The sequence below is a fragment of the Corynebacterium sp. HMSC034B08 genome (genome assembly GCF_001835805.1).
Taxonomy (GTDB): domain Bacteria; phylum Actinomycetota; class Actinomycetes; order Mycobacteriales; family Mycobacteriaceae; genus Corynebacterium; species Corynebacterium coyleae.
This window is the reverse complement of sequence record NZ_KV825895.1, coordinates 1-6,088: the sequence shown is the minus strand read 5'-3', so window position 1 is coordinate 6,088 and position 6,088 is coordinate 1. Positions and strand designations below refer to the sequence as shown.

Annotated in this window: 4 protein-coding genes; 3 read left to right on the top strand and 1 reads right to left on the bottom strand. The window is 57.1% G+C overall.

Going from position 1 to position 6,088, the window contains the following annotated elements; translation table 11 throughout:
* The first annotated feature begins 2,031 nt into the window (after positions 1-2,031).
* From HMPREF2656_RS00280 to HMPREF2656_RS00265, 3 genes are all read left to right on the top strand, one after another.
* Positions 2,032-2,340 carry a helix-turn-helix domain-containing protein gene (locus HMPREF2656_RS00280; RefSeq protein WP_024058948.1) on the top strand — a complete coding sequence of 103 codons (309 nt, stop codon included), beginning with the start codon at positions 2,032-2,034 and terminating at the stop codon, positions 2,338-2,340.
* Between the two features lie 171 nt (positions 2,341-2,511).
* Positions 2,512-2,811, top strand: a complete 300-nt coding sequence (locus tag HMPREF2656_RS00275) for a hypothetical protein (protein WP_024058949.1) — start codon at positions 2,512-2,514, stop codon at positions 2,809-2,811.
* 1,542 nt (positions 2,812-4,353) lie between these two features.
* Positions 4,354-5,697 carry a coiled-coil domain-containing protein gene (locus tag HMPREF2656_RS00265; protein WP_231699088.1) on the top strand — a complete coding sequence of 448 codons (1,344 nt, stop codon included), beginning with the start codon at positions 4,354-4,356 and terminating at the stop codon, positions 5,695-5,697.
* A 160-nt stretch (positions 5,698-5,857) separates the two neighbouring features.
* On the opposite strand, the gene HMPREF2656_RS13230 is transcribed toward HMPREF2656_RS00265, so the two are convergent.
* Positions 5,858-6,088, bottom strand: a 231-nt coding sequence (locus HMPREF2656_RS13230) for a hypothetical protein (protein WP_210400932.1), incomplete at its 5' end; no start/stop codon positions are given.

Genomic DNA, 6,088 nt, shown 5'->3' with positions numbered 1-6,088 from the left:
CAGGGTCCAATACGGTGAGAAAGAAGACAACCGCACCGCAACAGTGCAAGACCTCTCTGGATTGGAATTTAATTGAACATGGGTTTGGGGTACGACGCGCCCTACTCGGAGTGGCACGGACACTACGGCTGCGCGCCCACACACAACAGTAAAGAGCTCGGCAATGCACAGACACGTAACGAGAGCGCCACAAATGCATGTACGTTTAAGTTACAGCATCGACACTGACGCTCCACATGGAGGGACGGCCGCAGCCCTGCAGCAAGCACACGGCAGGGTGTCTGCTTCGGGCGACGTGAAATTACGCAGAAAAATACGAAACACATCACCGCAGGTCACGGTAGGTATTTGCGGGTCATTTCGTAATCTCGTAAACGAAACGAACAAAACTACGAAACACAAAAACATACGTTGAGCAGCGTAAATGGTTTTCGTTTCGTAATTTTTCCACTTTTTGAAGAAAATCTAAATAAGAAGAGACACCTTGATTGCGATTGTGTCCCGTGTCACATAGCTGCAACCCCTGCAGCGTGCCCTCAACGAGGACGCTCTGTGTCGTAGACATGTGCCTGCAATGCGTGTCTGTGTCTCTCTCTTAAAAGGTTTGGGTCGAAATACCGCAAAATTACGAAACATCCCCGAAGTGTGACGTGTCTATGCAGGTCACAGCGTTATCGCGTGTTTCGTAGTTTTGTTCTTTTCGTTTGCGGAAATCACGAAACCGCAGGTAGAGCGTTTCGTAATTTTTTCGTATTTTGATCGGCAAATTACGAAACGAGGTCAAAACTACGAAACGAACACACAACACCTGTGTTGCGTGTCACACAACGGCGCGCCACGGACGTGTTGCAGCGTGGCAGTATCCCGGCCGTGTCACATAGCTGCAACCCCTGCAGCGTGCCCTCAACGAGGACGCTCTGTGTCGTAGACATGTGCCTGCAATGCGTGTCTGTGTCTCTCTCTTAAAAGGTTTGGGTCGAAATACCGCAAAATTACGAAACATCCCCGAAGTGTGACGTGTCTATGCAGGTCACAGCGTTATCGCGTGTTTCGTAGTTTTGTTCTTTTCGTTTGCGGAAATCACGAAACCGCAGGTAGAGCGTTTCGTAATTTTTTCGTATTTTGATCGGCAAATTACGAAACGAGGTCAAAACTACGAAACGAGCGCGCTACAGACGTGTCTCAGGTCATAAAAAGGCGCGCCCCTTGCGTGTCACCGTGACGCAGCATCCCGGCCGTGTCACATAGCTACAACCCCTGCAGCGTGCCCTCAATGAGGACGGTCTATGTCGTAGACATGTGCCCGTAATGTGTGTCTGTGTCTCTCCCTTAAAAGGTTTGGGTCGAAATGCCGCAAAATTACGAAACATCCCCGAAATGTGACGTGTCTGTGCAGGTCACAGCGTTATCGCGTGTTTCGTAATTTGGTTTTCCGATTTTCGTAGTTCTACGAAACCGCAGGTAGAGCGTTTCGTAATTTTTTCGTATTTTGATCGGCAAATTACGAAACGAGGTCAAAACTACGAAACGAGCACACTATAGACGTGTCACAGGTCACAAAAAGGCGCGCCCCTTGCGTGTCACCATGCCGCCACACAACAGCTGCCCCACCACAACACCCCAGCCGTGCCACGTGGCGTGTAGAAACGTGCTCGGTTCGATTCGTAAAGATTAGGTCGCAGGCTATTGTGCGCGACGCATAAGTTCCGTACGATGGCCCCCAGACCGTATGTGGCGTTTTAATTCGTTTTTGGTTTAGCCAGCCGCATACGGGGGATAACCCCGAGGATAATTCATAAAGAGACAGCCTCTCGACCGTGATAGGCGCGGTTCCTCCGACGAGATAGACCGGTCGGCAACGGCATTGCCAACCACAAAAGCGGTCAGGTAGGGAGTAAGCGCTCCCGTAAAGCGATGGGACGGCAGACCACCGTTCTAGCGAGTTGAGCACGGCACTCCAAGCCGCCTGAATAGCAAGCCGGTAAAGCACCCCGCTCCGGGACAGATCAATCTGCCCAGGAGCGTTTTTCTATGTCCGAAAAGGACACGACTACCGCCGTCGCGCCACGCTTTTACACGCTGCAGGAACTCGCCGATCTCGGCGTCGGCTCCGAGTCCACGTTGCGAAAAGCTATTAAAGAGGGCCGTCTTTCATTCCACCGTTTCGGCACCGCCTATCGGATTCGCCAAGACGATCTCGACGCCTACCTCGCGGCCGCACGCCGCCCTGCCCCGCAGCTATTCGACGGCTTCGTCGATGCCGTCGTGAATGCAGCGCCCCAACTGACAGATGAGCAGCGCCAGCAGCTCGTCACGGTGCTGGGCGGTGTGAAGCACTAATGCGGACAAACCCGCCTACGACGAGATCCCGCCGCTTAGCTCAGCTAGTCAGGCTGGGTCTTGAACTGAGTGCGAGGGCTGATGGGTGATGGCCGTGCTACTACACACGCGCGCTCCACCGTCGTGCCCCGAGTCCAAATAAACAGTTCATTCAACCAAGGAGAACAAACCATGTCTTTCAGAGACGATTACGCAGCAGCGCTGCGCGATGAGCAGCAAGCAAAAGATACCGTGAACGAGGCGCGCCGTGCACACAAAGCGACAAAGGAGCGCCTTGCGCAGTTGCGCAAGTATGCCGAAGAGTTCGAGGTGAATCTCGACGGTGACAAGTCCGCCAGCACCGAAGGGGACGGTGACAAGTCCGCCAGCACCGAAGGGGACAGCGATACACCTGAGAACGGTGACGGCGACACGCCTGAGAGCACCGAGGGCAGTAAGCCGAAGCGGCATCTAGAAGTTGTACCCGACTAACCCTTTAGCCGTACACGCAATCACCTCATGTGTGTACGGCCACGCGGCGTGACGACGTACAGCCGTCACGTTTGATGTCGCCACACACCCCGCTCGCAAGGGCGGGGTTTTCGCGTGTGTGCGGGTGGCTGCGGCACCGCTACACGTGACACTGTCACGATGCTTGCGCCGGTATCGGCGACGGGGCATATACACGTCTGCCCCGTCGCCTGGATCATCCGCCACATGGCTGGCGGTATGTCGCGCTGCTGTTATGCGCGGTTCTGGCCGGCATAGTCTTGTGTGGACTTGAAATATGCCGAAGACGGGGCCGTGGGTGCAGCAAAGACAGCAGCGTGGACAGAGCAGATTTCAGCAGCTGTGCTGCTGAAGATGCAACCGCGACGGCAGATGGTATGCGGCGCATGCCGCATCATGCCGCGTCGGTAGAAACGTTGATGTTCATCACGGCACGCTTGCCGTGATGGAGCGTTTCGTGATGACCCAAACACGACACACAGATGCTGGCATATCCGACTGTATATCGACAAGATATATCGGATTGCCGGCAGTGTCGTGACGTAAAGCATGGGTCATCACACAAGGTGCAGCGCCAGCTGCACTATTGGGCACCTTGACCGGAGCGCAGCGGAGGGAAAGGTAGACCCAGCCAGACCGAGCGAGCGAGGTCTGAGTCTGGGGCTATGAGGGGCGGCGCGCCAGCGCCGGGCACCGGGTTATGCGAGCGCCAGCGAGTAGTAATACCCGGTGCAGTGCCTCGGCTATGCCGAGCGCCGGAGCGCAGCGGAGGCGTCGCACCCCCTTATGCCCTTTTCCCCCTTCTACCCCTATAACGACAAACATATAGGGGTTTTGACACAGAAGGGGGCTGCGACCTGCGTGTTTCGGGTCTTTATGCGGTCTTCGACCCTTACCCGAAACGGCCCGTTGATGCGCGAAGCGCACATGGTGCCTACACAAAATCTGCAGGTCGCCACGCTGTGCGCACCACATACGGCGTCAGTCGTTGTATGTCGGTCTTAAAGTAAGGGCCGATGACGGGTGGAAACGCCGCTTGCGGCGTCTTCCCGCGTCATCGCGCACGCCGTGTGCAACGTGAGCTTGCGAACGTGCCACGGCGTCGAACCGAACGGCAAGACCGACATCGTTAACGTGGTGCGCACAGCCACACCCTGCACTCTGGCACCGCCGCTAGGCGGTCATTGCAGGGTGGTGAACATCCCGCAGCGAGCCATCCGCCGCAAGGCGGTGTTGATGCTGCTGCGGGGGTCAACGACACGGGCTGAGTAACACACTCCATATCGGCCCGTGCTACAAGCACACTATCGGTGCAGACGTATCACGTTCGCGGCGGCCATATGCGCGCAAGCGCATGTAACAGACACCGCCAGCGACGTGTGTTTCGCGAGCGCCCGCTCGCAGCAGATCCAGCGGCAGCTGTTGATGCAAATGTGTAGCGCCGCGACTCGATTGGTTCATCTTTGTGGCAGCGGCTGTACGGCCCTGTGGCGGCCGTAGACGCCTCGGATGGACGGAGTGCGCGTGCAGAAGAACAGTTTCGAGACGTCGCTGTTCGTCGTGTATCTGCCGAAGTCGATGTGCAAGGAGATCCCCGACTACTACACCAGTGAGGTGGACGGGCGCGAAGTGAAACGTCCGCGCTATGCAGCCCGCGACTACGAAGAAGCAATGATGTACCCCGAAGAGTCAATGCGTTGGCTCGCCGAGAACTTCATTCCCGGCGGTATCGACGCAGTCGCTGGCGGTGATATGAACTTCGACGAATCAACGCCACACATCCAGTTCCAGGCGGATACGTTCTCACCGAAGCCCGAAGATCCCGACAAGCTCCGTTGCCGCCCCGGCATCGCGTACAACACTGACACCTCAGTGCGGTACACATCCGGCCCGAAGAAGGGCAAGCAGATCTCGGGTAACCAGAAGTTCATCGACGCGCAACGGGGCCTGCGCGAACACATGCACTCGCTGGGCTATCCGGTGGAACTGGAAGTCTCCGAGCGGCATGACGAGTCGTTGAACCTCGGACGCTACGCAGAACAACAAGACCGGGAGCGCGACCTCGCCAAGCGCGAGGATGATGTGGAAGTCAAGAAGCGATCCGTGCAGCGCGATATGGACGCAATTGATCGTGACCGCGAGCAAACAGCAAAAGAACTTGAACAGGCAAAAGCTGCCAACGAAAAAGCGCAAGGTGTGTTGCAGCACGCCGAAGAACAGGCTCGCGCTGTTGCCGAGCGTGTGCTCAACGAGGCACGTGAGAAGGCAGAGCAAGAAGCCGAGCAGATCCGCAGTGACGCGCGCGAGAAGGCCAAGCAAGAAGCCGAGCAGACCATGGGCCTTGCCGAAGCGCAAGCAGACGAGCTGCTCGAACGAGCCGAAGAGACTGCACAGGCCAAGGCGGGCGAGATTACAGCCGCAGCCCGCAGCGAAGCGGAGTCGATCACACGCCAAGCCGACGAGGCCCGTAAGCAGGCTGAGCGCGACGCTGAGACGATCCGCAGCGAAGCACGAGATGAGGCCACAAGCATCCGCGACGAGGCCACGCGCGACGCTGCAGTAACGCGCACGGATGCCCGCGATGAGGCTGATCAGATCCGCCGCAACGCGCACACGGACGCCGAAGATGAAGCAGCCATCATCATCGAAGAAGCGGTGAAGTCAGGACAGCAGTTGGAGCATCTGGACAAGAAGTTCCTGGTGCAAGAACTGCATCGCAGCCCGGAGCTGCTTGAGCGCTACACGCTGTTCAAGCAGTCGCAGACCTCAGGCAAGAAGGGCGGGGCGCAGCAACGTGCGCGCGAGCGTATCGAGAAGCGCCGCCAGCAGCAACAGCAGCGTGATCGTGACGGCGGTATGGAGCTTTAGCAGCTCACCATGCGCTCTGCACGCCCGTCTGCGGGCCGTACAGGGCGCCGTCGGCGTCGTCGGTCATCTGCGGTATGAAACCGCTGAGATTCGGCGAAAATCGAAGAAATCTCGGCTAAGCGGGGCCAAGTGTCACTACGTTGCGCAGCGAATTGGCCGGTTAAGTGGCGGAGATATTGCGCAGCGCGTCGGTGTGTACGACGGCGCATGTGCTGCACAGCAAACATGCCAGCACACAGACCTGCAGAATGTCGTTGTCATCCTGTTGCGCAGTAAAGGTGTCAATAGGATGACAAACCACTTCACTGCCCAATTCACATGTCATTAAAGTGACAGGGCATTTGATTGCGCAGTGGCCTGTGTCAAATTTTGTGGACGGGTAAACCCGTTG

What these genes read in the sequence shown, in the direction of transcription:
- HMPREF2656_RS00280 (WP_024058948.1), top strand. Translation starts at nt 2,032, where the DNA reads ATGTCCGAAAAGGACACGACTACCGCCGTCGCGCCACGCTTTTACACG.
- HMPREF2656_RS00275 (WP_024058949.1), top strand. Translation starts at nt 2,512, where the DNA reads ATGTCTTTCAGAGACGATTACGCAGCAGCGCTGCGCGATGAGCAGCAA.